At 69.3% G+C, this 24,555-nt stretch carries 29 protein-coding genes and 1 pseudogene; 15 read left to right on the forward strand and 15 right to left on the reverse strand.

Annotated elements, in window-relative coordinates; genetic code table 11:
• Positions 1 to 258 precede the first annotated feature (258 nt).
• On the reverse strand, positions 259 to 594 hold the full coding sequence (locus ACFYWS_RS25170; protein ID WP_389280360.1) for a carboxymuconolactone decarboxylase family protein: 336 nt from the start codon (positions 592 to 594) through the stop codon (positions 259 to 261).
• Positions 595 to 754: 160 nt separating this feature from the next.
• Between ACFYWS_RS25170 and ACFYWS_RS25175 the strand changes: the two genes are divergently transcribed.
• Genes ACFYWS_RS25175 through ACFYWS_RS25190 form a run of 4 tightly spaced genes read left to right on the forward strand, consistent with a single transcriptional unit; the run spans position 755 to position 3,974 of the window.
• Complete coding sequence (locus tag ACFYWS_RS25175) at positions 755 to 1,651, forward strand: helix-turn-helix transcriptional regulator (protein ID WP_389280361.1); 897 nt, start codon at positions 755 to 757, stop codon at positions 1,649 to 1,651.
• 3 nt (positions 1,652 to 1,654) lie between these two features.
• Positions 1,655 to 2,641, forward strand: coding sequence for an aldo/keto reductase (locus tag ACFYWS_RS25180; protein ID WP_389280362.1), 987 nt, complete (start codon positions 1,655 to 1,657; stop codon positions 2,639 to 2,641).
• A 44-nt stretch (positions 2,642 to 2,685) separates the two neighbouring features.
• The gene (locus ACFYWS_RS25185) at positions 2,686 to 3,120 is read left to right on the forward strand and encodes a cupin domain-containing protein (RefSeq protein ID WP_389280363.1); all 435 of its coding nucleotides are present in this window, start codon (positions 2,686 to 2,688) and stop codon (positions 3,118 to 3,120) included.
• A complete protein-coding gene (locus ACFYWS_RS25190) occupies positions 3,117 to 3,974 on the forward strand; it encodes an aldo/keto reductase (protein WP_389280364.1) in 858 nt (285 codons plus the stop codon). The genes ACFYWS_RS25185 and ACFYWS_RS25190 overlap by 4 nt, the downstream gene beginning before the upstream one ends.
• A 51-nt stretch (positions 3,975 to 4,025) precedes the next feature.
• Here the strand turns inward: ACFYWS_RS25190 and ACFYWS_RS25195 are convergent.
• The 3 genes and pseudogenes from ACFYWS_RS25195 to ACFYWS_RS25205 all read right to left on the reverse strand — a co-directional run bounded on the left by ACFYWS_RS25195 (position 4,026) and on the right by ACFYWS_RS25205 (position 6,419).
• Positions 4,026 to 5,460 (reverse strand): annotated as a pseudogene (locus ACFYWS_RS25195) (sulfatase).
• 150 nt (positions 5,461 to 5,610) lie between these two features.
• A complete protein-coding gene (locus tag ACFYWS_RS25200) occupies positions 5,611 to 5,931 on the reverse strand; it encodes a transcriptional regulator (protein ID WP_389280365.1) in 321 nt (106 codons plus the stop codon).
• On the reverse strand, positions 5,928 to 6,419 hold the full coding sequence (locus ACFYWS_RS25205; protein WP_389280366.1) for a hypothetical protein: 492 nt from the start codon (positions 6,417 to 6,419) through the stop codon (positions 5,928 to 5,930). The genes ACFYWS_RS25200 and ACFYWS_RS25205 overlap by 4 nt, the downstream gene beginning before the upstream one ends.
• A 91-nt stretch (positions 6,420 to 6,510) precedes the next feature.
• Here ACFYWS_RS25205 and ACFYWS_RS25210 point away from each other — a divergent pair, with 91 nt between their 5' ends.
• Positions 6,511 to 7,956 (forward strand): zinc-binding dehydrogenase, encoded by a 1,446-nt coding sequence (locus ACFYWS_RS25210; RefSeq protein WP_389280367.1) that lies wholly within the window; start codon positions 6,511 to 6,513, stop codon positions 7,954 to 7,956.
• 89 nt (positions 7,957 to 8,045) lie between these two features.
• Here ACFYWS_RS25210 and ACFYWS_RS25215 read toward each other — a convergent pair whose 3' ends face one another.
• Complete coding sequence (locus ACFYWS_RS25215; protein ID WP_389280368.1) at positions 8,046 to 8,651, reverse strand: dihydrofolate reductase family protein; 606 nt, start codon at positions 8,649 to 8,651, stop codon at positions 8,046 to 8,048.
• Positions 8,652 to 8,949: 298 nt separating this feature from the next.
• Here ACFYWS_RS25215 and ACFYWS_RS25220 point away from each other — a divergent pair, with 298 nt between their 5' ends.
• Complete coding sequence (locus tag ACFYWS_RS25220) at positions 8,950 to 9,111, forward strand: hypothetical protein (RefSeq protein WP_389280369.1); 162 nt, start codon at positions 8,950 to 8,952, stop codon at positions 9,109 to 9,111.
• The gene (locus ACFYWS_RS25225) at positions 9,108 to 9,800 is read left to right on the forward strand and encodes a hypothetical protein (protein WP_389280370.1); all 693 of its coding nucleotides are present in this window, start codon (positions 9,108 to 9,110) and stop codon (positions 9,798 to 9,800) included. Before ACFYWS_RS25220 ends, ACFYWS_RS25225 begins: the two co-directional genes overlap by 4 nt.
• A 134-nt stretch (positions 9,801 to 9,934) precedes the next feature.
• Here ACFYWS_RS25225 and ACFYWS_RS25230 read toward each other — a convergent pair whose 3' ends face one another.
• Positions 9,935 to 10,090 (reverse strand): DUF6131 family protein, encoded by a 156-nt coding sequence (locus ACFYWS_RS25230; protein WP_389280371.1) that lies wholly within the window; start codon positions 10,088 to 10,090, stop codon positions 9,935 to 9,937.
• A gap of 408 nt (positions 10,091 to 10,498) precedes the next feature.
• On the opposite strand from ACFYWS_RS25230, the gene ACFYWS_RS25235 reads away from it, so the two are divergent.
• On the forward strand, positions 10,499 to 10,849 hold the full coding sequence (locus tag ACFYWS_RS25235) for a PRC-barrel domain-containing protein (protein WP_389280372.1): 351 nt from the start codon (positions 10,499 to 10,501) through the stop codon (positions 10,847 to 10,849).
• A gap of 113 nt (positions 10,850 to 10,962) precedes the next feature.
• Here the strand turns inward: ACFYWS_RS25235 and ACFYWS_RS25240 are convergent, their stop codons facing one another.
• Both ACFYWS_RS25240 and ACFYWS_RS25245 read right to left on the reverse strand, forming a co-directional pair.
• On the reverse strand, positions 10,963 to 11,322 hold the full coding sequence (locus ACFYWS_RS25240; RefSeq protein WP_389280373.1) for a hypothetical protein: 360 nt from the start codon (positions 11,320 to 11,322) through the stop codon (positions 10,963 to 10,965).
• Positions 11,323 to 11,475: 153 nt separating this feature from the next.
• Positions 11,476 to 12,081: a TetR/AcrR family transcriptional regulator gene (locus ACFYWS_RS25245; RefSeq protein WP_389280374.1), complete on the reverse strand. Its 606-nt coding sequence runs from the start codon at positions 12,079 to 12,081 to the stop codon at positions 11,476 to 11,478.
• A gap of 122 nt (positions 12,082 to 12,203) precedes the next feature.
• On the opposite strand from ACFYWS_RS25245, the gene ACFYWS_RS25250 reads away from it, so the two are divergent.
• Together ACFYWS_RS25250 and ACFYWS_RS25255 are read left to right on the forward strand one after the other, a co-directional pair.
• Positions 12,204 to 13,058, forward strand: a complete 855-nt coding sequence (locus ACFYWS_RS25250; protein ID WP_389280375.1) for an NAD(P)H-binding protein — start codon at positions 12,204 to 12,206, stop codon at positions 13,056 to 13,058.
• 75 nt (positions 13,059 to 13,133) lie between these two features.
• On the forward strand, positions 13,134 to 13,799 hold the full coding sequence (locus tag ACFYWS_RS25255; RefSeq protein WP_389280376.1) for an AAA family ATPase: 666 nt from the start codon (positions 13,134 to 13,136) through the stop codon (positions 13,797 to 13,799).
• Positions 13,800 to 14,132: 333 nt separating this feature from the next.
• Here ACFYWS_RS25255 and ACFYWS_RS25260 read toward each other — a convergent pair whose 3' ends face one another.
• Positions 14,133 to 14,459, reverse strand: coding sequence for a TraR/DksA C4-type zinc finger protein (locus ACFYWS_RS25260; RefSeq protein WP_389280377.1), 327 nt, complete (start codon positions 14,457 to 14,459; stop codon positions 14,133 to 14,135).
• Positions 14,460 to 14,778: 319 nt separating this feature from the next.
• Between ACFYWS_RS25260 and ACFYWS_RS25265 the strand changes: the two genes are divergently transcribed.
• Both ACFYWS_RS25265 and secD read left to right on the forward strand, forming a co-directional pair.
• Positions 14,779 to 15,258: a hypothetical protein gene (locus ACFYWS_RS25265; protein WP_389280378.1), complete on the forward strand. Its 480-nt coding sequence runs from the start codon at positions 14,779 to 14,781 to the stop codon at positions 15,256 to 15,258.
• A 188-nt stretch (positions 15,259 to 15,446) separates the two neighbouring features.
• Complete coding sequence (secD, locus tag ACFYWS_RS25270) at positions 15,447 to 17,693, forward strand: protein translocase subunit SecD (RefSeq protein ID WP_389280550.1); 2,247 nt, start codon at positions 15,447 to 15,449, stop codon at positions 17,691 to 17,693.
• A gap of 7 nt (positions 17,694 to 17,700) precedes the next feature.
• On the opposite strand, the gene ACFYWS_RS25275 is transcribed toward secD, so the two are convergent.
• The 3 genes from ACFYWS_RS25275 to ACFYWS_RS25285 form a co-directional block, all read right to left on the reverse strand.
• Complete coding sequence (locus tag ACFYWS_RS25275) at positions 17,701 to 19,095, reverse strand: FAD-binding oxidoreductase (protein ID WP_389280379.1); 1,395 nt, start codon at positions 19,093 to 19,095, stop codon at positions 17,701 to 17,703.
• Between the two features lie 253 nt (positions 19,096 to 19,348).
• Positions 19,349 to 19,588: a hypothetical protein gene (locus ACFYWS_RS25280; RefSeq protein WP_389280380.1), complete on the reverse strand. Its 240-nt coding sequence runs from the start codon at positions 19,586 to 19,588 to the stop codon at positions 19,349 to 19,351.
• A gap of 70 nt (positions 19,589 to 19,658) precedes the next feature.
• Positions 19,659 to 21,557 (reverse strand): family 20 glycosylhydrolase, encoded by a 1,899-nt coding sequence (locus tag ACFYWS_RS25285; RefSeq protein WP_389280381.1) that lies wholly within the window; start codon positions 21,555 to 21,557, stop codon positions 19,659 to 19,661.
• 37 nt (positions 21,558 to 21,594) lie between these two features.
• On the opposite strand from ACFYWS_RS25285, the gene ACFYWS_RS25290 reads away from it, so the two are divergent.
• Positions 21,595 to 21,741 (forward strand): hypothetical protein, encoded by a 147-nt coding sequence (locus ACFYWS_RS25290; RefSeq protein ID WP_389280382.1) that lies wholly within the window; start codon positions 21,595 to 21,597, stop codon positions 21,739 to 21,741.
• Between the two features lie 66 nt (positions 21,742 to 21,807).
• A complete protein-coding gene (locus ACFYWS_RS25295; RefSeq protein WP_389280383.1) occupies positions 21,808 to 22,206 on the forward strand; it encodes a hypothetical protein in 399 nt (132 codons plus the stop codon).
• 625 nt (positions 22,207 to 22,831) lie between these two features.
• Here ACFYWS_RS25295 and ACFYWS_RS25300 read toward each other — a convergent pair.
• Both ACFYWS_RS25300 and ACFYWS_RS25305 read right to left on the reverse strand, forming a co-directional pair.
• Positions 22,832 to 23,329 carry an Imm50 family immunity protein gene (locus ACFYWS_RS25300; protein ID WP_389280384.1) on the reverse strand — a complete coding sequence of 166 codons (498 nt, stop codon included), beginning with the start codon at positions 23,327 to 23,329 and terminating at the stop codon, positions 22,832 to 22,834.
• Positions 23,229 to 23,807, reverse strand: coding sequence for an Imm50 family immunity protein (locus ACFYWS_RS25305; RefSeq protein ID WP_389280385.1), 579 nt, complete (start codon positions 23,805 to 23,807; stop codon positions 23,229 to 23,231). The genes ACFYWS_RS25300 and ACFYWS_RS25305 overlap by 101 nt, the downstream gene beginning before the upstream one ends.
• A gap of 41 nt (positions 23,808 to 23,848) precedes the next feature.
• Between ACFYWS_RS25305 and ACFYWS_RS25310 the strand changes: the two genes are divergently transcribed.
• The gene (locus tag ACFYWS_RS25310) at positions 23,849 to 23,971 is read left to right on the forward strand and encodes a hypothetical protein (RefSeq protein WP_389280386.1); all 123 of its coding nucleotides are present in this window, start codon (positions 23,849 to 23,851) and stop codon (positions 23,969 to 23,971) included.
• Between the two features lie 199 nt (positions 23,972 to 24,170).
• Here ACFYWS_RS25310 and ACFYWS_RS25315 read toward each other — a convergent pair whose 3' ends face one another.
• A complete protein-coding gene (locus ACFYWS_RS25315) occupies positions 24,171 to 24,554 on the reverse strand; it encodes a hypothetical protein (protein ID WP_389280387.1) in 384 nt (127 codons plus the stop codon).
• Position 24,555: the final 1 nt, after the last annotated feature.

Genomic DNA, 24,555 nt, shown 5'->3' on the forward strand with positions numbered 1-24,555 from the left:
CGTGACGGATCCGCAGGCAGACACGGCGACGAGCCTGGCCACGGGTTGTTGCGGCGGGACGACGAGGGACGGCATCACACCGGGGAGCGGTTCGCGGTTTCCGCTCTGGCCGGGGCGGCGGAGCCGGTCCTTGAGGAGTTGCGGAGCGAGAGCGGGGAGACGGCGCAGGTGTGGGTGCGCCGGGGTACGGACCGGCTCTGCCTGCTCACCGTCGACTCGCGGGCGGAGCTGCGGGCGACCCCGCGCCTGGAGGCACGCTCAGTCCTGCTCCTCGACGATCCTCTTCAGCACGCTCGTCGCTCCCATGCCGTTGGGCCAGCCGGAGTAGAACGCCAAGTGCAGCAGGGCCTCCTTCAGCTCCTCGTCGGTGACGCCGTTCTGGCGGGCGAAGCCGAGGTGGAACTGCAGCTGGTCCATCTTCCCGAGCGCGGTCAGAGCGGCGATGGTGACGAGGCTGCGGTCGCGCTTGGACAGGCCCTCGCGCTCCCAGACCTCGTCGAAGAGGACCCGGTCGGTGTAATGGACCATCCCCGGGGCGAAGTCGCCGAAGGCGTTCTTCCCGCCGGTCCAGCCGGTGCTCGTGTTCTCGGCCATGATCTCTCCCTGTCTGCGTCGACGTCCGTCGGTCGGTCAGTCGGTCTCCGTAGGTGTAACGCCCATGACATCGCCGCACATGTCGAGCGAGGGAGTCCCCGGTGAGGGGCGTACTGGCAGGGCATCCCTCACCACGGCTTCACGTCGTAGCGTGGACCGCATGGACCCCAGGAACGATGCACGGGAGTTCCTCATGTCCCGTCGAGCGAACCTCACTCCCGAGCAGGCCGGCCTGCCGGTTTCCGGACACCGGAGGGTGGCGGGCCTGCGCCGCGGCGAGGTGGCGATGCTCGCGGACGTGAGCCCGGAGTACTACGCCAAGATCGAGCGAGGCCACCTGGCCGGTGTCTCCGACGCCGTCCTGGAATCGCTCGCCCGGGCGCTGCGGCTGGACGACGCCGAGCGCGAGCACCTCTTCGATCTCGCCCGGGCAGCCAATGGCGCGGCCCGGCCCGTACGCAGGCGCAGGTCGAAGAAGTGGGTGCCCAGGGACAGCCTGACCCGCGCGCTGGACGCCATCGCCCTCGGGCCCGCGTTCGTGCGCAACGGCCGGATGGACGTCCTCGCCACCAACGCCCTCGGGCGCGCCTTCTACGACGAGGTCTTCGACGGCCCCGGACAGGAGAACCTGGCCCGCTACTGCTTCCTCGACGACCGGGCCAAGGCGTTCTACCCCCACTGGGAGGCGGCCGCGGACATCACCGTGTCGATCCTGCGCACCGAAGCCGGCCGGGACCCCCGCGACAAGCAGCTGCACGACCTGATCGGCGAGCTGTCCACGTGCAGCGACGCGTTCCGGACCCGGTGGGGAGCACACAACGTACGCCGCCATGGATCTGGCACCAAGGAGTTCCACCACCACGAGGTCGGCGACCTCACGTTGACCTACGAGGGGATGGAGCTGACCGCCGAACCCGGGCTTTCCTTCCTCATCTACACCGCCGAGCCCGGCTCGCCCAGCCAGGAGCGCCTTCAGCTGCTCGCGAGCCTCGCCGCGACGTCCACCGCGGGGCCGCCGCCCCGCAGCGGGCACCCGACCACGATCCAGGAAGGCTGATTCATGCACACCAGAACACTCGGACAAGGCCTGGAGGTCTCCGCGATCGGGCTCGGCGCGATGGGCATGTCCCAGAGCTACGGCCCCAACCCCGGCAGCCGCGACGACATGATCGCGGTGCTGCGCTCCGCGGTCGACGAGGGCGTGACCTTCTTCGACACCGCCGAGGTCTACGGGCCGTACGTGAACGAGGAGCTGGTCGGCGAGGCGCTCGCGCCGATCCGCGACCAGGTCGTGATCGCCACCAAGTTCGGATGGGACATTCAAGGCGGCCGGAGCGTCGGCCTCGACAGCCGTCCCGAGCAGATCCGCCGCGTCGCGGAGGCGTCCCTGAAGCGGCTCCGTACCGACGCGATCGACCTGTTCTATCAGCACCGCGTCGACCCCGACGTGCCGATCGAGGACGTCGCGGGAACGGTCGGCGAGCTGATCGCCGAGGGGAAGGTCAGGCATTTCGGGCTCTCCGAGGCCTCGGCCGCCACCCTCCGCGCCGCACACGCCGTCCACCCCGTGACCGCGCTCCAGAGTGAGTACTCGCTGTGGACACGGGATCCCGAGGCCGAGGTACTGCTCACGCTCGCCGAGCTCGGCATCGGCTTCGTACCGTTCAGCCCCCTCGGCAAGGGCTTCCTCACCGGCACCGTCGACACGTCCATGACCTTCACCGACGGAGACATCCGCCAACGGGTCCCGCGCTTCGAGGCGGAGAACCTGGCCGCGAACCAGGCGCTCGTCGACCATGTCCGGCGACTCGCTGAAGGCAAGGGCGCGACGCCGGGCCAGATCGCCCTGGCATGGCTGCTCGCACAACAGCCGTGGATCGTGCCGATCCCCGGCACTCGCCGCACGGCCCGCATCCAGGAGAACAACGCCGCGACGGCCCTCGCGCTGTCCGCGGACGAGGTGGCCGATCTCGACGGCCTCGCCCAGCGGGTCGGCGTCAGCGGCGACCGCTACAACGCCGAGCACATGGGCTACGTCAACCGCTAGGCGGGACGCACCGAAACAGAAAGAAAGCACGAGAACACGCGAAAATGACTGCCAACGGATTCGACCAGATCTTCCCGCTCGGCGAGAAGAACGAGGCATACGCCCAGTACTTCATCGGCCAGAGCTTCCTGGCTCCGCTCGCCTCAGGAAGCGTTCCCGTCAGCAACGTCTCCTTCGAGCCGGGCTGCCGCAACAACTGGCACATCCACCACGGCACGGGCGGCGGCGGTGACCAGATCCTGATGTGCACGGCGGGCAGCGGCTGGTACCAGGCCGATGGCCAGGACCCCATCAGCATGGAGCCGGGAACGGTCGTCCGCGTCCCGGCGGGCACGAAGCACTGGCACGGCGCGAAGGCCGACTCGTGGTTCTCCCACGTCGCCTTCATCACCCCGGGCGAGGGTGTGAGCAACGAATGGCTCGAGCCCGTCACCGACGAGGTGTACGGCGAGCTGCCGAGGAACGGAGCAACCGCATGACCATCCTGGACGAGACCTACACGCTGTCCAACGGCGTCGAGATCCCCAAGCTGGGGCTCGGCACCTGGTTCATCGACGACGACAAGGCGGCCGAGGCGGTCCGCGCGGCCGTCGAGATCGGCTACCGCAACATCGACACCGCCCAGGCGTACGGCAACGAGCGCGGCGTCGGCGAAGGTGTGCGCACCGCCGCGGTCCCCCGCGACGAGCTCTTCGTATCGACGAAACTCGCCGCCGAGATCAAGGACCACGACGAGGCGGTCGCCTCGATCGACGAGTCACTTCACAAGCTCGGCGTCGAGTACATCGACCTGATGCTCATCCACAGCCCGCAGCCGTGGGACGACTTCCGCGGCGGCGACTACGCCGAGGGCAACCGCGCGGCGTGGCGCGCACTCGAAGAGGCACACCAAGCAGGAAAGATCCGCTCCATCGGAGTGTCCAACTTCCAGCAGCAGGACCTGGAGAACCTCCTCCAGGGCGCGGCCGTCGTGCCGCACGTGAACCAGCTGCTCGTCCACGCCGGCAACACCCCCTCTGCGCTCCTGGACTACTGCGAGGCCAAGCAGATCCTCGTCGAGGCGTACTCGCCGATCGCACACGGAGCGATCCTGGAGAACGCCGAGGTCAAGGCGATGGCCGACCAGTACGGTGTGTCCGTCCCGCAGCTGTGCATCCGCTACACCCTGCAACTGGAGACGGTGTCGCTGCCCAAGACGGCGAACCCCGAGCACATGCGTTCCAACGCCGAGGTCGACTTCGAGATCTCCGGCGATGACATGGACGCCCTGCGGGGCCTGCGCGATGTGGACTACGGCGAGCACAGCGGGTTCCCCGTCTACAGCGGCAAGTAACGCCGCAGTGGCGTCGGCCCAGGGAGGAGAGCCATTGCCTCAGCCATTGCTTCAGCCATCGCCTGCGTCTGGGTAATCCAGCAGCCCCTCCGCGATCCCCTCCCACGACGCCTTCAGCCGGCCGAGCAGCTCGGGCTCGTCCGGGGCGCGATCGGCCTGTTCGCGCTGGTCGGTGGCGAGGTTGTAGAGGTGGTCCTTGCCGTTCGCGTCCTGGTGGTACTTCCAGTCGCCGCGCCTGAGCGCCCGGTTGCCCCGTACCCGCCAGAACAGGTCCCGTTCGGGCAGCTTCTCGCCGCGCAGCAGATAGCCGGCGAGGCTCGTGCCGTCCAGGGGGTATGCCGGGTCGGGGCGGGCGCCGCCGAACTCCAGCAGGGTGGCCGTCCAGTCGGCTGAGTGGTTCGGCTCGTGGCTGACTTGCCGACCGTCGATGCGCGAAGGCCAGCGCACGATGGTCGGCACCCGGATCCCGCCCTCCAGGAGTTGGGACTTCTCACCGCTGAGCGGCCACTGGTACGACCAGCGCTCCCCGCCGTTGTCGCTGGCGAAGACGACGACGGTGTTCTCCTCCTGCCCGGACCGGCGCAGCGCCGTGAGTACCTGGCCGACGGCGGTGTCGAGGCTCTCGACCATCTGCGTGTACTTGGCGACGGAGCCACCGTCGGCGTGGTTGAACGCGGCGATGAGTTCCGCCGAGTTCTTCGCGGAGCGGACTTTCGCCTCGATCTCCGCGCCGGTCTCCTCGTCGCCCTCCGCGAGCCACGGCCAGTGCGGGGTGGTGAAGTTGAGGTTGAGCAGCCAGGGTGTGTCGTGGTCGCGGCTCACGTAGTCGACGGCCCGCTCGGTCACCACGGTCGTGTAGTAGCGCAGGTCCTTGTACTCGGCGTCGCCCTCGTAGAGGTCGTAGGTACCGAGCTGGCCGAGCTTGGAGTAGTACTCCAGGACACCACCGAAGTTGCCGAAGAACTCGTCCCACCCCGACTTGGTGGGGCTGTAGTCCGGCAGCCAGCCGCAGTGCCACTTGCCGATCAGCGCGGTGGCGTAGCCCGCCTTCTTCAACAGGGAGGGCAGAGTGGGGTGTTGGGGGTCGAGTCCCCGCGTCTTGTCCCCGAGCGGCTCGGCAAGGCCGCCGGGCGTACGCCCCGGGTACCGCCCGGTGTACCAGCTGAACCGGGTCGGCGAACAGGTCGCGGACCCCGCGTAGGCATCCGTGAACCGGACCCCCTGCCGGGCCAGCCGGTCCAGGTTGGGCGTCTTGATGTGCGGAGCGCCGTACGAGGACAGGTCGGCCCAGCCGAGGTCGTCGCCCAGGATGACGAGGAAGTTGGGGCGCTTGCCCGGGGTGGCGGGGCGGGCCTTGAACGGGCGCTCGGCGGGGGTGGCCTGGTCGGCTGTGGTCGCGGCTGCGGCGGTGGTCGTGCCGGGCGACCGCGGTCACAGCACCACCGCCGACGAGACCACCGAAGGCACGGCGGGATATCTCGGGCATGCGCAACAGTTGATCAGCGGGTCGTGCGTCAGGGACAGGGATACGGCGCGGAGTTCATGCGACTGCAATACCTCCACGACTGCTGCCCGTGGGATCAACTGACCCTCTAAACACGGGAGTTCGCACTCCTCACCAGTTTCCGGGTTGTGATCAGAGAGCCGGATCCGACGGCCCCACGATCGCCCGCAGCGCCGCGATGTGCCCCTGGTAGGCATCCCGGCCTTCCGGGGTCAGGCGGAGCCACACGCGCTGCCGGGTGTCGCGGACGGCCTTGCGCTGCCCGACGTACCCGGCGTCCATCAGCACGGTGACGTGCTTGCTCAACACGGAGGCGGATACGTCGAGTTGCTCTTGGACCAGGCCGAACTCCGCCTCGCCCGCGGTGTCCAGCAGGGCACAGATACGCAGCCGGTTCGGGGCGTGGATGGTGGTGTCGAACCCCTCCAGCAGGTCGCGGGTTTCGGCGCTCACGAGGCCTTCCGGTGCAGACGGACGAAGGCCAGATGACAGCCGACGGACACGGCGGCACCGGCCACGGAGGCGGCGATCAGCCACACGGGCCGGCCCGTGCCGCGGAACGCGAACGCCGCCCCCACCACCAGCACAGGAAGACCCGCTATGAGCGGCACCGTCACCCTCTTCGGCAACACGTCCAGCCGCAGCGCCACCCCGGTCTTGTTGCGCCACGCCTTTCCCGCGACGGCGAAGAGCACCCCGTACGCCGCGGTGACTGCCAGCATGATGCCCACCCAGGCGGGGCGCGGCAGCAGCCAGTCCGAGTCGGCCACGACGCCTCCGTAGATGATCGGGAGCGCGGCAATGTAGAGGGTGAGCGTGATGAAGAACCAGTTCGGCCATGGTGTGGCCGACAGCGCCGCGGTCGACGTCCGGATGTGCTCGGTGTCGGCCAGGGCGGAACGGGCCTGCTCCGGTGTCGGTCGTACCCCGTGGGTTTCCATGACGGAAAGAGTAGCGGCTGGTTTCCAGTACGGAAAGGGGTGAATTTCCGGTACGGCAAGTGGCCGGCGCGCCCGCCCCCGCTCGCCCCGCTTGCCCCTCACCCGCACGTCAAGAGTTAGCGTCCGGGCCTGCCCAGCAACTTCGGCTCCCGGAGGCCTCCATGCCCGCACCGTCCACCGGCCGCGAAATTCGACTGGCCGCCGTCCCCACCGGCCTGCCAGGACCGGAACACTTCACGGTCGCCGAGTCCCCCATCCCCCGCCCCACGTCGGCCAACTCCTCGTCCGCAACCGGCACTTCCTGGTCTTCCCGGGTCTGCGCACCCTGTTCTCCGCCGAGGCGAAGGACTTCCCGTTCCCGCCGTTGAAGCCCGGCGAGACCCTGTTCGGACCCGCGCTGGGCGAAGTGGTGGCGACGGGGCCGGATGTCACTGACGTACGACCCGGCGCCCTGGTCACACACATGCAGGGGTGGCGGGAGTACGCGGTGGTCGACGCGGATGCCGTACATGCCGTGCCGGACGGATACCCGGACCCGGTGGCGCTGCTGTCCACGGCATCGGCCGCGTACGGGGCGCTGACCCGGCTGGCCGAACTGCGACCCGGGGAAACGGTGTTGGTGACCGGAGCGGCCGGCGGGGTCGGTTCGCTCGCCGGGCAGATCGCGCGGCTGCTCGGCGCCTCGCGGGTCGTCGGCACCACCCGCAGCCCGGGCAAGGCCGCACGGCTGCGACAGGAACTCGGGTACGACGCCGTGGTGGTGCCCGGCGACGACGGATCGGGTTCACTCGCCGAGGCCGCCCCTGACGGCTACGACGTGATCGTCGACAACGTAGGCGGCGAACAGCTCACAGCAGCCCTGGAGTTGACGCGCCCCGGCGCACGGGTCGTCGTGGTCGGCGCCCTGTCCGGACAGTTCGATCCGGCGCTGCCGGGCGGGAGTTCGCCGACCGTGATCGACACATTCGTACTGGTGAAACGCTCGGTGTCACTGCTCGGGTATCAGACCGTGGACCATCCCGGAGTGGAGGAAGAGTGGCGCGAACGGTTCACCGACTGGCTGCGGGCCGGGCAGATCACCTTCCCGTACGCGGTGCTGCCGGGCATGGAGAAGTCTGACCGCACACGATGCGAACACGACGCGAAGAGGGAGGCCGGCATGCGGATCGGCGACGCGGCGGCAGCCGCCGGCACCACACCGCGCGCCCTGCGTTTCTACGAGGAGCGGGGGCTTCTGCCACCACCTCGGCGCACGGCGTCGAGGCAACGAGCTTACACAGAACGGGACTTGGCTCGAATCCGCGTGGTGCGCCGACTACTCTCGCTCGGCCTGACCGTAGCGGACGTCCGGGCATGTGCCGACCGTATCGACCTGCTGATCGCCGAGCCCGACCGCCGATGCTCCGCGCCCGCGCCCGGCGCCGCACAGGGTGTCGTGGACCAGCGGATCGCCGCGATCGACGCCGAGATCGCCCGCCTCACCGCGCTGCGCGCGAGCCTGGCCGGGCAGATCGCGGCGCCCGAGCCGGCGGCGTGACGGAGCCTGCGCCCGGCCATGACGGCACTCAGCTTCAAGGCCCGCCGGCGCCGGCCTGGCGGCCGTCCGGACCGGCGGACGAGGCGAGGTCACGCAGGGACGCCGAGCGGGGGGTGCTCGAGCACGCGGGGCTTGTACTCGACCAGTTGGATGCGGCCGTCGAAGGTGCGGTGCTCGGTCATTTCGAGGGCGACGTCCGGATAGCCGTCGTAGATGCGTTCGTCACCCGTGGCCCCGGTGATCACCGGGAACATCACGACCCGGAAGCGGTCGACGAGTCCGGCTCGTAGCAGGGACCGGCACAGGCTGAGGCTGCCGATCGTACTGAGCAGCCCCGAGCCACTCGACTTCATGGCCCGGACCGTCTCGACGGCATCGTCACGGATGAGCGTGGAGTTGGCCCACTTCAGTGGCTCCTTGAGTGAGGAGGAGAACACCACCTTGGACGCTTGCGTGAGCTCGTCGACGGACGCCTCCTCTTCGGGCCTGAACTCATCTTGGCCGTCCGGAACGTCGCCCGCGGCGAAGCCCGACATCAGGCGGTAGGTGTTTGCTCCCATCAGGTAGGTGACCTCGGGCTGCTCACCGAGCCACGCGAGGTACTCCGGGCCTTCGAGGCCCCAGAACCCGGGCCATCCCTCTCCTGACGCATGGCCGTCGAGGGAGGTGATGAAGTCGACGAGAAGCTCTGACATGACGGTTCCCTTCCTGTCCTGAGGTGTCACAAGCTTGGACCGGCCGCGAGCCAGAAACTCATCGGCCGCGCCGAGGGGAGGGGACGGGGTTGCTCAGGCAGGAGTGACGGCGCGAGTGGGAGCGCGGCCCATGTGGCCAGCACGGCTGCTGCCGTGCGTGCGCCTTGAACGAGGCCCACGCCTTCGGATTCTTCCAGGAGCGCGCCGAGCAGCGCCCGGTCCAGCGGTTTGTGTACGGTCCGCGAGCTCGGTGAGCTCGTCGAGGAGCGGTGCCCGGCAGGCACCGCCCGGGATACGCGTGCGCAGTGAGTTCGCGGCGATGCCGAACCCGCTGGTCGACTGGCGGAACTGGGCCGCCGCATCGTGCATTGTGACGGCGATGTGCGTCGTCGGTTATGGCACGTACGCCACGTTGTCCGGCGTCATGCGGCTCTCCGGTGCCCAGTCGTTGCTCGGGTGACCCTGACGGTGCTCGGTTGCCTGCTGGTTCGACAGACCTACCGGTCCCCTTGGGTGGTCGAGTCCGGTGGCGAACAGGGCGGAGGCCACACCGAGATCGGCTCCTACTGCGCCGTCGCCGTACTCATCGGACTCTGCTGGCGCCCCGCCGATGGGCCCGGGCGCTTCGGTGCCACGGAGATTCTGGGCATCGACGTGGCGCCGATGCTCCCCAACCTGACGGTGATCGCGCTGACGCTCGGCGGGCTGTATCTCCTTACCTACTCGTCGAGTTGGCGGACCCTGGCGCCCTGGCTTGCCCCGGTCCTCGTCCCGGTTGCCATCGGCCTGGTCCCCGGCGCCGGCGGCCTGGTGATCCGCCAGTATCTGGACGCGTTCGGCGTGGAACCGGGAGATGTCGGGGTGCCGCTGTACTGGCAGTTGAAAGCAGCTGCCTCGTGGCTGGGCGAACTGGGTGCGTTGCTGGTGGTGCCGGCTGCCTTCGGGTATCTCAGGGCCGTACACATCACGCTTGGGAACCGCGGAGCGGTCACCCTGCTGACGGTGCTTGCCGTTCTCGTCGGCTACGCCTGGTACTTCAACGGCCACTTTCTGGGCGAAGCTCGTGGCGCCGGGGAACACGCGGTCTACGTGGCGAAGAAGGGACGTACACCCGCGCCGTACTACGGAGTTGACCCGGCCTGTGTCTGATCATGGCACCACGACGTGGTGCTCGTCGATCAAGCCGTGAGCCCCGCGCCCAGGAGGCGCGGCATGTCCACATGGATGTCCACATGGACGAAAGGGCGGTCGCCGAGAGAGCCGGCCGGAATGGCCGGGCCCTTCTACCAATAGTGCTTTCGCCCACCAACGGCATGGCCGGCGGCGCCGAGGACCCACAATGCCGCACCGATGACAAGCAGTACGACGCCAATGGTCCACAGGATGGAGATACCGGCCACAAAGCCGACCACGAGGAGGATGATGCCCAGTGCGATCATTAGGTCCTCCGACCCTCGGAATGGTTTCAAGTATGCGTCTGTTTTGTGCTGTTGATGGCCCGTGGGACAGGAACCCGTCCGCAGCAGTCGCGCCCGACGGTCGCCCGCAGATCGGATAGCCGGCCCCTCGGGCACACGGGCCGAACCAGCCTGCGCGACGAGTCCCACGCCGATGGTTTTTCACACCCGGCACGCGCTGCGGGCAGCACGGCAGGTCGGACCACAGCGGGGAGCGCCTGCTCGGCGGACCGGAATCCGACGGCCTCACGTCCGCCCGGCAACCGCGCCGCAGTTGCTCCAACGTCATCTGTGTTCATCGCCGGGGCGGGGGCACCCGCCGGCCCGAGGAGCGCCGGAATCACTGGACAGGGCGCTCCAGGCCGTACATCGTCGATGAAGGAGCCGAACGTGAACGAGAACATGTGGGGCTATCCGCCGACGAGCGGCCACACCAGGGGAGCCGACCTGATCGGCTTCAAGGTGGAGGCCACCGACGGCAGTATCGGCAAGGTCGACAAGCACTCGGACGAGGTCGGCTCCGCCTACCTCGTCGTCGACACCGGTGTGTGGATCTTCGGCAAGCATGTCCTGCTGCCCGCAGGCACAGTGTCCCGGATCGACACCCAGAGCAGGGCGATTCACGTCGACCGCACCAAGGCACAGATCAAGGACGCCCCCGAATTCGACAAGGACAAGCACGTCGGAGACGTCGGGTACCACGACCAGATCGGCACCTACTACGGCAAGGGCCGCATCTGAATATCCGCACCCTCACAACCACCGGGGCCGGCCGAGCACTTCTGCCGGCCCCGGTGCCCTGACGGGGTGGAGTTCCTACTCACCGTTGCCCGGCGGCGGGCACGCCACCGCTCTTACCCGTGGGCCTGGATCTCGCCCAGAAACCAGCCGCTCACGTGCGTCAACCGGATACGGAACAGGCCGCCGCGCTCAGGGAATACAGCGCCTGCGCTGACAACCTTCCCTCCGTTCAGATGCAGATGGTCACCATCACGCTCGGGCTGCTTCCGCTCCCACGTGAAGTCGTCAGCGAATATGCTCGCCCGGCTTTCCGACTCTGCAAGCTGTTCCGCAATGTGCCCGGCCCACACGTCGTGCGGCACCACCTCGCCGGTGATGGTGGTGCCGTTCACGACCAGCGTGATCGGCAGGGCGAGGCCCTCCCGCTCCACTCGATCGGTCAGTCGCTTCAGCAGGGGATCCATGTCGCTCATCCCTGGACAGTACCGGGGAACAATGGACCGTGAGGCTGGGGGCGTTCGCCGGCCTGGTGTCTCAACAGCCAATCGGTGATCTCGTATTGATGTCGCGACTGGCCTGCATCGCCGTCCTGCGACATCGGCTCGGCAATCAGCGCCGCCCGGTTTTCAGACGGCCGACCGCATTCCGTCGAGGACGTAGGCGGTGCGCCGGTCGTAGTCCTCTCGGGGCGGGCGGGGACCGTGCTTGAGGACGAGTGCGCTGTCGTGGAGGAGCGCATGGAGGTCGCCGGCCGTGAACTCCGGCCGCAGTACGCCGGTGGCCCGGCCCGCGGCGACGAGCTCCTCGTTGATCTCGCCTCCCACCCGGCAGATCTCCATGAGGCTCGGCGCGTCTGGGTAGACCTGCAGCATGGTGTCGACGGTGGCCGGCTGACGGTACTGCAGGTCGCGGATGGCGGTGACGTAGTACGTCAGCCGTTCCCAGACATCGCCGACGGCTCGGCTGCGGTCGATGATGGCGTAGATCTCCGTGGCGACGACCTCGGCGATGACGGCTTCGATGAGGCCGATCCGGCCGCCGAACCGGTTGAAGATCGTGCCCTTGCTCACCCCCGCCGCTTTGGCGACCTCCTCCAGCGGCACGGACAGGCCGCGGCCCTGGAAGGCGCCGATCGCGGCAGCGCGGATCTGCTCGGCGTTGCGCTTGGCGTCGGCGCGCAGCCGAGGTTGCTGTTCCTGGCCCGGGGGCGTCGCTCCGGCTGCACCGGCCATCGCTGAACTCCGCCTCTCGCTGCGCTGCCGTCCGCTTAACTTGACTCTACGGGTCAGTTTACTTACGGTCGCCCTCGAAAGCGAAATTGACTGGGTGAGTCAACTTACCGAAAGGCCATGTCATGATCGTCGTGACCGGTGCCACCGGCGGGCTCGGCGGTGCCACCGTCGAGCACCTCCTCCACCGCATGCCCGCCGACCAGATCGCCGTCAGCGTCCGCGACGCCGCGAAGGCGAAGCACTTCGCGGACCGTGGTGTCCGGGTACGGCAGGGCTCCTACGAGGAGCCGACCGCGTTGCGCGACTCGTTCGCCGGCGCCGAGCAGGTGCTGGTGGTGTCCGGCAACGACCCGTCGGCCGACATGATCAGCCTGCACCGCAATGCCGTCGAAGCCGCGGTCGGGGCCGGCGTCCAACGGATCGTCTACACCAGCCAGCAGGGCGCTGTCCCGGGCAACCCGTACCTGCCCTCGGAGTTCCACATCGCCACCGAAGCGCTCCTCGCCGAGTCCGGGGTCGCTTGGACCGCGCTTCGCAACGGCGCGTACGGTCCCCTCGACCAGGTGCTCGGCCCCTGGTCGCAGACCGGCGGGATCGTCCAGCCGGAGGACGGCCCCGTCCCGTACACCGATCGCGACGACATCGCCGAGGCCACCGCGGCCCTCCTCGCCGGTGACCGCGCCGTCGACGGTCCCGCCAACCTCACGGCGCCGACAGCCATCACCTTCGACGACCTCGCCAGGATCACCTCCGGCCTCACCGGCCGCACCGTCAAGCGGGTCGTCGTGGACGACGAGCAGTGGGTTGCCGACCAGATCGCAAGCGGCGTCCCGGAACAGATGGCCCGGCTCATCCTCACCTGGCACCAGGCCGGCCGGGCCGGCTACTTCAGCGAGACCGGCCCTCTGCTGGGTGAGCTCCTGGGCCGCGAGCCGCGCAGTGCGGCGGAGCGGCTTGCGGCCCAGATCCGCATGTGAAGCGCCGCGTCGGCAGGTGCGGGGCGAATCCCCGCTGAGCCTCGCCCCGGAAGGGCCGCCAGTAAGGTCGTTGATGTGCGTGGTGTGCGTGGTGTGCGTGATGTGCGTGATGTGCGGGCGGTGCTGATCGGTGGGACATCGAACGTCGGAAAGTCGACGGTTGCCCAAGTGGCGGCGGAGAAGCTCGGGTTCGAGTACCTGAGCACCGACGGGCTGGCCCGGCACCCCGGGCGCCCCTGGAGAACCCCGGAGCGGGAGGTGCCGGCGCACGTCGCCGAGCACTACGGGTCGCTTTCGGTGGACGAGCTGATCACGTCCGTTCTCGGCCACTACGACCGGCTGTGGCCGCGCATCGAAGAGCTGGTCACGAACCGTGCGATCGCGGACCGCGGCGGGGCGGGCCTGGTACTGGAGGGGTCCGCGCTCTGGCCCGTCCGCGTCGCGCGGCTGGAGGCCCCGCGCACCGCCGCCGTGTGGCTCACCGCCGACGACTCCGTACTACGCGCACGCGTTCACGCAGCGGGCCGCTATGAAGCAGCCACAGGCGAGGAACAGGTACTGATGGACAAGTTCCTGGCCCGCACGGAGCGCTACCAGTCACTCATGCTCGCCGCCATCGACAGACTGGGCCTGGACCGCATCGACGCAGGCCGTGGACAGTCCGCCGCGGAACTGGCCGACACCGTGCTCGCGGCAGCCGACGCGCAGGTCACGGTGGGACGCTCGGCCACGGGCCCGTGACTACTCGCAGCGAATCACCTGCGGCGCCGTGGCCCGCGCGTGAGCAGGGCGAGGAGGACACCCGCGACGAGCCCGCCGCGTCCGTCACCGTCCGCCCCCAGCCGGCCACGACGACCAGCCCAGGCACCGCTCTCAGTGCCCGAGGCGGCCTCCTGTGTCACTTGCGGCTGCGTGTCCTCAGGGGCGGGCACCGTCAGCGCGCCGCGCGGACGCAGCACCTGAACCACCGTGCGGGCCACGGACCGGCAGGCGCGGCCGGCCAGCACCGGCGCCGGCGCCGCCGCCACGACCAGCTGGACAGGGCTGCACTCGGGCAGCGAAGTGTCGCAACGGTCAGCCGGCCGCCCGGCGTTGGCAAGGCACGCAGTACCGCGTGTACGGCAGGATCTCCAGGCGCTCGTCCGGGATGGTCTGCCCGCAGCCGAGGCAGGAGCCGTAGGCGCCGTCCTCGACCCGGGCGAACGCCGCACCGATCTCCTTGAGCACCTGCTCGACCGCGACCCGCTGCGCTGACATCAGTTCGTCCCCCTCCCGGCCGCTCTCTTCGAGGGCCCGCAACTGGGTCAGGCCGGTGCTGCGGGCGTGTTCGAGGCGGCGGCGCGTCTCTGGAGCGCTCGGCCGCTCGGGACGGCGTTCACTGCGGGCTGCGTCGACGGACATGGTGCGGACCCCCTGATGAGTGCGGTGTACCCCCACCATGGACGGCCCCCCGCTCCGAACCCATCGGGCCCACGCCCCATTTACCGGGGTTGCCGGACCCACCCCACCCGTTGCCCGGCCCGGCCCGGCCGAATGGGCATCCCGCGCCACCGGGAATGGGGTCTGGACCCCATCGCCCGCACAGCCACGAACGGGCAAGCTGGACGCTTGCGCTCTACGCGGTGGTGCCGAGCCTCCGGGCCCCGGGTCCGCCCACCCACCAGCACGACCAGCACAACCAGCACAACCAGCCACCACGAAACACGAATGGGGACGGTGCATGCGCCCGACACAGGCCACCGCCGCCCCCACGGCCACCACGGCCACCACTGCGACAGGCCACCGCCTGGCCCTGCTCCTCATCGCACTGCTGTCGGTACTGCTGACCACAGCCCCACCCGCGCCCGACACACCCGACACACCTGGCATCGCGGCACCTCCGGCATCGGCATCGGCACCGGCATCGGCCCACGCATCACACCCCGCCCACGCCGCCGCCTCCGCCTCCGCCCTCGACCACCACGCCGACGACGGCTGTACGCCCCTCTGCGCCAACCAGCCGAGAGCCCGGCACGAGCAGCCGTCCGAACGCACCACCCCGCCACCCGCCCACGCGCCCGTCACCCCGTACGGCGCGGGTCTCGGCCCTGACGCAGCCGCGCACCGCACCGCCGCGCCCCGACCCGACGCGCCACGCGTCTCCCCCGGCCGCTCCGGCCACGACGGCAACCGGGCCCCACCCGTCTCCTCCGGCACCTGAGACACCAACGACCCACCCCCTGCACATCACAAACATCACATCTCCCTTGCCGCGGCCGCGCTCGGCCGCCACCGCGGCATGCCTGCCGGAGGCCCGAGTTGACAAGCTCACGTCCCCAAAGCCGTCCACGCCCTCGTCCACGTCCACGCCCCCACCCACGTACGCGCAGGCGCTCACGCGCCCCGCTCATCCGCGCGCTCGTCGCACTCGCGGTGCTCGCCGCGTCCGTGGCCATCGCCCTGAGCACGCCGATCCGCCTGGGGCTCGACCTGCGCGGCGGTACCCAGATCGTGCTCGAGACCAAGTCCACCGCCACCACCAAGGCCGACCGCGAGGCGACCGACCGCACCGTCGAAGTGCTGCGCGGCCGCATCGACGCCCTCGGGGTCGCCGAGCCCACCATCGTCCGTTCCGGAGACAACCGGGTCGTCGTCGAACTGCCCGGCGTACAGGACCCGAAGAAGGCCGCCGACGTACTGGGCCGCACGGCACAACTCACCGTCCACCCGGTCCTTGGCCAAGCCGACAAGGACAGCGACGCCACCCTCAAACGCGACGATCGGGTGCTCGCGGACGAGTCCGGACAGCGTCTGCACCTCAAGGCCGCCACGCTGACCGGACAGGACGTCAAGGGCGCCGACGCCCGCATCGACCAGCAGGGCGGCGCCGGTTGGCACGTGACCGTCGACTTCAAGGACGCCGGCAGCGCCCGTTGGGCGCAGGTGACCGGCGAAGCGGCCTGCCACCCGGACGGCGACCCGCGGCGGCGGGTCGCCATCGTGCTCGACGACAAGATCATCTCCTCGCCGCAGGTCGACCCCTCCGTGTCCTGCGGGACGGGCATCACGGGCGGCTCCACCCAGATCACCGGATCCTTCGACGACACCGAGGCCCGCGAACTCGCCCTGCTCATCAAGGGCGGCGCCCTGCCCGTACCCGTCGAGACCATTGAGCAGCGCACCGTCGGCGCCACCCTCGGCGACGAGGCCATCTCGGCCGGTGCCCGGGCCGCCGTCATCGGCACCGCGCTGACGGCCCTGTTCATCACCGTCGTCTACCGGCTGATGGGCTCCCTCGCGACCGTCGCGCTGCTCTGCTACGGCCTGATCTCCTACGCCGCGCTGGCCGCGATCGGCGCCACCCTGACCCTGCCCGGCCTCGCCGGCTTCGTCCTCGCGATCGGCATGGCGGTGGACGCCAACGTCCTTGTCTTCGAACGGGCCCGCGAGGAACAGGCCGCCCGCGCCCGGCCAAGCCCCCGCTCCGCGTTGACCGCCGGATTCCGCAACGCGTTCAGCGCGATCGCCGACTCCAACATCACCACCCTCATCGCCGCGGTACTCCTGTTCTTCCTCGCGTCCGGTCCGGTGAAGGGTTTCGGCGTGACCCTCGGCATCGGCGTCCTCGCCTCCATGGTCAGCGCCCTGCTCATCACCCGGGTCCTGGCCGACTTCGCGGCGAGCCGCCCGGCGGTCCTCACCCGCCCCCACATCACCGGCATCTCGACCACCGGCCCGGTCCGCGACGCCCTGCTGCGCCGCAATCCCTTCCTGATGCGCCGACCGCGCCGCTGGCTGGCCGTCTCGCTCGTCGCCCTCGTGGTGGCGGGTTCCGGGATCCTCGTCCGCGGCCTGGACTTCGGCATCGAGTTCACGGGCGGGCGCCTCGTCGAATACTCCACCGCCACCCACGTCGACCCCGACCGGGCCCGGGACGCCCTCGCCGACGCGGGGCTGCCGCACACCGTCGTCCAGTCCTCCGGCGACGGCAACGTCACCGTACGGACTCAGGAGTTGAGCGCCGCGGAGGCCGCGACCGTCACCGACACCGTCGCGGCCCTGGGCGGCGAGGCCGACAAACAGCGCGACGAACTGATCGGCCCCAGCCTCGGCGACGAGCTGCGCCAGAGCGCCCTCATCGCCCTGGGCCTGGCCCTGGGCGCCCAACTCCTCTACCTTGCCGCCCGGTTCCGCCTCCTCTTCGGCACGGCGGCCGTCAGCGCACTGGCCCACGACGTGATCATCCTGGTCGGCGTCTTCGCCTGGCTCGGCAAGCCCATCGACGGCGTCTTCCTGGCCGCACTGCTCACCGTGATCGGCTACTCGGTCAACGACTCGGTGGTCCTCTTCGACCGCATCCGCGAGCTGTTGGGCAAGGGCCGCGGCACGCCCTTCGCCCGGCTCACCAACGACGCGATCCTGCAGACCCTCCCCCGTACGGTCAACACCGGTATGGGCGCCGTCCTCATCCTCGCGTCCCTCGCGGTCCTCGCCGACGACTCCCTCACCGACTTCGCCCTGGCCCTCCTGATCGGCGTATCCGTCGGCACGTACTCCTCGGTGTTCACGGCGTCACCCTTGGCCGTGGTCATGGCGGAGCGGAGGAGAGGGGGCCGGCGCGTGCGAAGCACCGAGGGCGCGAAGGCAGCCGCATGACACACTCTCAACTGGCAAGCATCTTCCCCGGGTTGAGGATTCCGCGCGGATCGAGGGCCGCCTTGATGTCCTGGTGGACGCGCACGCCGGTTGGTCCGAGTTCCTTGGCGAGCCAGTCGCGCTTGAGCAGGCCCACGCCGTGTTCGCCGGTGATGGTGCCGCCCAGGCGCAGGCCGAGGTCCATGATCGCGCCGAACGTCTCGTGGGCGCGGCGCACCTCGTCGGCGTCGTCGCGGTCGAAGATGACGTTGGGGTGGACGTTGCCGTCACCGGCGTGGGCGACGCACGTGACCAACAGACCGTGCCGCTCGGAGAGTTCGGCGATCCCTTCGATCATCTCGGCGAGCCGGCCGCGCGGAACGCACACGTCATCGGCCAGATAGGCCCCGAGACGCTCGGTCGCGATGCCCACCAACCGGCGTCCGGCGAGGAGGAGTTCGGCCTCGGCGGCATCCTCGGCGATTACCGTGGTGCCGCCGTGCGTCTCGGCGATGTCGGCGAAGCGGCGCAGGTCGGCCGGGGCCGCCTCGCCCCGGTCGGACTGGGCGATGAGGACGGCGCCGGCATCGTCGGGGAAACCGAGGTCGCGGTACGCGCTGACCGCGTCGATGCTGGGCCGGTCCATGAACTCAAGGAGGCTGGGCCGCGGGCCGCTGCTCATGTACGCGGGGACGACCGCGCACGCGGCGGACGTGGTCGGGAAGAACGCCACGGCGGTCAGCGGGCGTTCGGCGGCGGGCCGCAGTCCGACGGTGACCTCGGTGATGACACCGAGGGTGCCTTCGGATCCTACGAAGAGGTGGGTGAGGTCGTAGCCGGCGACGCCCTTGGCGGTGCTGCGGCCGGTGTGCAGCACATTGCCGTCGGCCAGGACTACGGTGAGCCCGCGCACGAAGTCACCGGTCACTCCGTACTTCACACAGCACAAGCCGCCCGCGTTCGTGGCCGCGTTGCCGCCGAGCGTGGAGGACTCCCAGGAGGACGGGTCCGGCGGGTAGAACAGGCCGTGCTCGGCGACGGCCCGCGACAAGTCGGCGTTGACGACGCCTGCTTCGACCCGCGCGACCTGGTCGACGACGTCGATGTCGAGGATCCGGGTCATGCGCTCCACGGACAGCAGGATGCACCCGTCGACCGCGTTGGCCCCGCCGGACAGCCCCGTGCGGGCGGCCTGTGGCACGACAGGTACGCGGTACTGGTGGGCGATGCGCAGCGTCGCCGCCACCTCGTCGGTGGTACGTGCACGCACCAGGGCGGCCGGTGTGCCACTGGGGCAGAACGGCGCATGGTCGGTGCGGTGTGCGGCCAGCACGTCGGGATCCGCGGTGACCGCCTCGGCGGGCAGCGCGGCGAGCAACGCGTCCAGGGCAGGACCGGGAGTGGCGGTGGTGGGAGCGGTCAAGGCGGCCTCCAGCGGACGAGCGGGTACGGCGCGGCAGGAACCGTCCGAGCATGCGCAAGGGAAGATCGTCTACGCAAGGCCGCGCCGCGGCCCAACCGACCAGGTCCGCGGTCTGCTCGCCACCACCCTCGACCACCGCGGCGTACAGGCGCGGTCTCCGCCACTCACCGCGCCGACGGAACTCCGGCCGTGTGGCGGGTGAGCTGCTCGTGCACAGAGCAAAGTCGGCCCGCCTTGGTCCAGCCGGGTCGGCTCAACTCCCCACCTCCACCAGCCGAACCGGCCCGAGCAGACCGGACGGCATCGGGTCCCAGCCCTGGGGCGGGGTCGAGCGCCACTGCATGTAGTGGTGCAGGGCCAGTTCACCGCGCCGCGCCAGGGCACGGACCCGGTTCGCCGCGAGGTTGGTGACGTCGAGTTCCAGGACGTTCTCCCCCTCGCGCAGCGCGCGCCCCAACGGCACGCGGAACGGGAGCGCCCAAGCCGTGGCCACGTCACGGCCGTTCAACCGCACTCGGGCGCTCTCGCGTACGTCGGCGACGGACCCTTCCGTATCGGTCGAGTCAGCTCCGGGTGAGGGTCCAGGTCGTCGGGGGCTCCTGGTCCGGCGGGTACTGCGCCAGGCCTCCGTCGGCGGTGGTGTCGAGGGTCATGCGGGTGATGGCGTTGGTGAGGGTGTAGCCGCCGGGCGACCGTGCGATCTGCCAACGCTGGAGCGTGTTCTTCGGGTCGCACGTCTCCCACGTGGCGGCGGAGCCGGGCTGCAGCGGCACGTTGAGTGTGAGTTTGCCGCTGCGGGTCTCCAGGCAGGCACCGTTGGTGTCGTCGGCGAGGGTCGCGTAGCCATCGGCGGTGCGGGTGATCCGGACGGTGCGGGCGTCGGTGCGGCCGGCGCGGTCCGCGAACGTGTACGTGCCGTCGGCGACCGGGACGCGGGTCAGGTCGCGCACGCCGGGCGCGGTGCCGGTCGCGGCGGCGCGTGCGGTGAACGCGTCGTAGGTGGCGTCGGGTTGGGCGTCACCCCAGGTGGCCTGGGCGATGTGGTCGAGGGCCGGGGTGGTGGCCCGGGTGACCTCGTTCTCGGTCTCGCCGCGTCCGTTGTCCGGCCACAGGCTGATCTTCGCGCCGGTGATCCCGCGGTCGGAGGTGAGCTTTTCGCCCTCGAAACTGCGCGGGTCCCACCGCTGGTCGTACAGCTTGCGGGTGTCGGTGTGGAAGCCGCCGCGCACCAGGTAGAGGGAGTAGGCGGCGTTCATCACGGGGTGGCCCTGCGCGATCAGGGCGCTCGGTTTCACGTCGACGTCCAGCCAGTGCTCGACGGTGGTGCCGGGGGCGACGGGCACGGTGTTGGCGCCGGTCAGGCCGTCGTTCCAGATGCGGAGCCGCTGGCCCCTGCTCGCGGCGTAGGCCTGAACACGGTTGACGAAGTCGATGAAGGCGTCCTGTGGCGTGGCGTCCGCCCCGTACTTGGCCCGGGCGTACTCCAGCACGTGCGGGTACTTCGCAAAGTCGGAGCCCAGCATGTACTCGTCCGCGCCCATGTGCCACCAGCCGGTCGGAAAGACCTCGGCGTACTCGTCGATCAGGCTCTTGTAGTACGTGAACGCCTCGGGCTTCGTCACGTCGAGGCGGGAGGGCTGGGCCTTGCCGTCCTTGTCGACGAGTTGGAGGTCGGGGCGGTTCTCGATCCACGGGTCCATGTGACCGGGCGAGTTGATCTCGGGGACGATCGTGACGTGGTACTTGGCGCCGAGCGCGACGATCCTGCGGATCTCGCTCTTGGTGTAGTAGCCCCAAGTGTTGGCCTCGGGGTGGCGGTCGCTCTTGACCTTGACCTCAAGGAGCAGCTGGTTCAGCCGGCGGTAGGACATCTCGCGCACCAGGTTCTCCAGCCAGGTGGTGGAGATGTGCACGTAGCAGGCGCAGACGCCGACCCCGCGCTCCTTGTACCGCGGTACGTCGACGGTTCGGCCCGCCGGTATCGCGTCGCCCTGGGCGAGCATCTGGAGGAGGGTACGGGTGCCGTAGAAGGCGCCGGTCTCGGCGGCGCCGGTGATCTCCAGCCGGGCGCCGGCCCGCAGTTCGTACCCCTCGGCTCCGAGCTGCCGGCGGCCGGGGGCGACGTCGATGACGACGTCGCCGGTCCGGGCGGCGCCGCCAGTGACGGGCACCGTGCCGTGGCCCGCGTCGCGCAGGTCACCGACGAGGGTGCGGGCGACGCGGCGGGATGCCGCGTCGTCGGCGACGATCCGGGTGCGGTCGCCGTACGTGTAACTGCCCGCGGCCGAGGTCCAGTTGTCGAGCGCCGGCAGGGTCCGCGGGGCGGCTTCCCGCGGCGCCTCTCCGGGCGCTGCGGAGACGGGCAGCGCCCCGGCGAGGAGGGCGAGGGCGGCACCGGCCAGACCGACGAGATACGGTCTACGGCGCCGGGCGTGCGGTGTCGTGCGCGACTCGGTCCACATGGGAACCGAGGATTCCCGGCTCCACAGGACGCGGTCCATGGACATCGCCGACGAGTACTTGGACATCCGGGCGCGCGGTTACACCGCGGGGGCGACCGGCACCGGGCGCGCCGGGGCGGGCTGCCCCGACATCCTGCCCAACGCCGGAGTACAGATGGCACGGATGTCTCCACGCCCCCGGTGACTCCCCGAACAGCGACACCACCATCGACACGACCGTGACCATGCACTACGCGAAGTGGGGTGCGGAATGCTGACGCGCACGAAGAGGACCGGACTGCTCCTCGCGGCCGGCCTGCTGACCATGGCCGGAGTCGCCACCGCCAACGCCAACTCATCCGCGGCTTCCCCGGACGACTGCCCACGGGCCAACGTATGCGTGTGGGGCAACGTCGGGGCCGCCGGCGAACCGGGTTGGAACTCGGAGGGCAACCTCACCAGGGAGCTCTACTCCGCCCAGGGCATCACGATCTTCAATAACGGGGAGCGCCACCCAGGAGCCGACCACATCCGGTACTCGTACAAGGACCTCGACACCGGAAGCAATCACAGGGGATGCCTGCACTACCCCAGGGACGAGCCGACCGCCCACCGGTCAGAAGCCCACAAGATCTCCCTCAAGTACCTGAAGTGGGGAAAGGAGTGCTGACCGGGCCCTGCCCGTAAGAGAACGAGCGCGTGGCGCACCCGCAGGGGGCGGGGTGCGCGAACAGTCCCGGCCGTGGGCGAAGGTGACGAAGCCTCCTGGAGTCGGCGCTCACCGAGCAGTTCTCGCCCCAGGAGTACTCGCACGTCGCCCTCGGCCAGGACCTGCGCGACGGGCCCTCGTGTCTCGCCGCGCCACGCCGGGGGCCCCGACGACCTGTTCCTCGCCGGCAATCCGCACCAACCGATCTACCACTGCGGGTCAGCCTCATCTCCCTGGACGTCCTCACGACAGGCCGTAGCACTCGCTTGTGTGCCAACCACCGCTCCACGAGAGAGATCCTCACCTGTTCGGCCGCCGTTCGCTGCTGCGCGGCAACCAGCCCGAAATGCCGGAGCGGCTGAGTCGGTCGGCGTCCCAGTGGCCCGAGTCAAGGGCCGGGTCCCCGACATGTCTTCCGCGGTCCTGCAAGAGGGCCGCTGGCCTCCGGGCCCGGCATGACCGTGTCCCCCTGTCCTCAACGACCTGGGGGCGCGCTCGCCAGAAGTCCCTGGCTACTGGACTCGGTACGCGCCCTTAGCGGACCGCCGTACGACGTCCGCCGAGCTGCGCGATCACCGCGTCGCGGTCAGGGGGCCGCAGAGGCGAGGTAGGTACGCGTGCGGGTGACCCCTACCTGAGCGGCTGTGAATTCGATAAGTGACCCAGGGCCACACGCAGAAAATCTCAGCCTTCCATCGTCACGACCGGACATCAGTACAGCCTTCTGTGCCGGCGCATTCCATCCAGTGACGTAAAGTTGCGACGCTGCATCGAACTGCAAGTAGAACTGGAAGGTATTGAAATCCTTGGCCTGCCATTCACGGTGTGGACGCGCCGGGAGATACGATGTTTCGAATCCCAGCGTTACGGAGCATGCACGCTCGTCGATGTGGACATAGTAGAGACCGCAGCGATTCAGTTCTGGCGGGGAGTCGTACAGGTCCATGATGGCGGACGGCTCGGAGAGGAACCGAACCCAACTGTCAGCGAGCATAGAAGATCTTTTCGTGAGGGCGAGGGACAGTCGCAAAGAGGCGGGTGTCGACCCTCCCCAGGAATCCGTGGGGGACTTCATCGGAACCATCGGGCTCGACACGAAACGCACTGATGTGGCCGATACCCACGGATTCGTGACATCTGAAGTCGAGCGAGACACCAGCGCCGCGCACTGAGACATCAAGCATACGAGGAACGTCCGTGGATGCAGCGCTGAGATGGGCTCGCGTCGGCGGCGTCCACTCTTGCAGGCTGAGCCTTTCGACTGCCGAGAACCGAATGTGACACTGCACCACATCGTAGCCAGTCGCCGCCCAGCCCTCGGGGGGAATTTCGGGAAACTCTGCGAGGTCGACACGAAGCTTCAGTGACGGCCCCCACAAGTCGATATTGATCGAGCGGAGTCGAAATTCATCGAGCCGCGGACGTTTTCCGTAGAGTCGTCGCAGCGGATCAGGGTCTATTGGAATTATTGGCACGGTCATAGTAGTAGCGCTCTTCAACTCCGGGGACTTGTCTATTTCGTGTTTCGCCGAACCGTCAAACTTGCACGTACGCGGATCCATGGGCTGGCGTTCCGAGTTTGTGGCGACCAGAATACTTCCGTGTGACGGGCCCACTCCGAGACATCGCTTTCCAGCTACGTCGACGCACCGCCGAACTCGAACTGCCCCGCATCGGCCTTCATGACCTGCGCCACTCCACCCTGTCGACCATCCTCAACACCTAGCTCACCCCTGGACCACGCCGACAACGACAGCCTCACAGCACCTTGGTCGCCTCGGGACGACAGGATTTGAACCTGCGTTTCTTGACCCCAGTTTCTGCAACTTCCCTGCTGTACCGACTAGTTCGTGACTCCGAAGGGGGACTCGAGTTGACTAACGGCAGCACTCTGTCGCCGGGAGGGGCCTGCGGCACGCTGCCGGTCAGCCCGGCACCGTGGTCACAATCTGCAAGGCGGAGGCCACCAGGGATGCCAGAATGCTTACTGATTCGACTCGCCCCTGCAACCGACGCAGGAACACCCGGGCCCCTTCCCGCCCTTCGTCAGTGGCAACGTCTGCTCCGGCCGCCTCGTCGAGATCACGCACCGCTTCGTCATAGCCCGTGACGGAGTCTCGGTGTTCCACCAACGCGCCGCGCAATTCCGCGAGTTTGGCGGACCAGGTAGCAGATTCACTTTCGACCGCCCCGGTCGTGACGACAGTTACGGCCCTCGAGTTCTTCGCGTGCGGCTGGTTGGTTACACCCGTCATGTTTCCGTGGTTGACGATGCCTGAGTTCCGGTCGTCCGGGTTACGGCGAATCATG

Source organism: Streptomyces sp. NPDC002795 (genome assembly GCF_042888725.1).
Taxonomy (GTDB): Bacteria; Actinomycetota; Actinomycetes; order Streptomycetales; family Streptomycetaceae; genus Streptomyces.